The sequence below is a fragment of the Streptomyces colwelliae genome (assembly GCF_048158785.1).
Lineage (GTDB): Bacteria > Actinomycetota > Actinomycetes > Streptomycetales > Streptomycetaceae > Streptomyces.
The window spans coordinates 1-670 of the sequence record NZ_JBLTJC010000877.1 but is presented as its reverse complement, the minus strand read 5'-3'; the positions used below and the strand labels follow the sequence as shown (position 1 = coordinate 670).

1 protein-coding gene is annotated in these 670 nt (G+C 70.0%); it reads right to left on the bottom strand.

Annotation, left to right across the window (positions count from 1 at the left end; genetic code table 11):
• Positions 1 to 578, bottom strand: a 578-nt coding sequence (locus tag ACNFOC_RS54945) for a hypothetical protein (RefSeq protein ID WP_416966389.1), incomplete at its 3' end; no start/stop codon positions are given.
• Positions 579 to 670: the final 92 nt, after the last annotated feature.

Here is a 670-nt window from a genome sequence, read left to right as displayed (position 1 = left end):
GGGCCTGAAGGACGCGCACGCCTGGCCCGAGCTGTACTTCGAGGGCGTGGGCTGGACCCGCTTCGAGCCGCCCCCGCGTCGGCATCGGCGTCAGGCGCGACGGTCGCCGGAGCGGGCTCGGTCGACTGCCACGGTGCCGGGAGGATGCCGGAGTATCCGTCGCCGGTGGCCTTGCCCACCACGCCCAACTTCTTCAAGAGGGCGCGCAGTTGGGCGGGTTGGCCGGCACGGTGCCAATAGCCGTTCAGGTTCGTGTTCTCCGACACGTCGGCCGCCGTGTGGATCCAGACGGCCTGGGGCCGGGACTCGACCGGAAAGACCCGGTCGATCCGCCAGGGCGATATGTCGTGCGCCAGCCAGGTGACGTTGATCTGCCGGGCGTGGGCCAGATCGGCCTCGGGCGGTTTGTCACGGGTGCCCTTGCCCTCGGCCCCGAGCAACTGCTGGAGTTTTCCGTACTGTTCGTCCGAGTAGTACAGCGCGGTGGCCTGCCCGCTCTCCGGCGAGGTCACGAGCACGCTCGTCGGCCCGCCCGCCGCCGCGTCCGACGCACCCCACACCATCAGAGCCAGCGTCATCGCCAACGCCCCGCTCAGAGCGGCCAGTTCACGAAGACCGCCCGTACTCCTCCCTGCCCGGCCCGTACTCCCGCGGACTCTTATACACATGG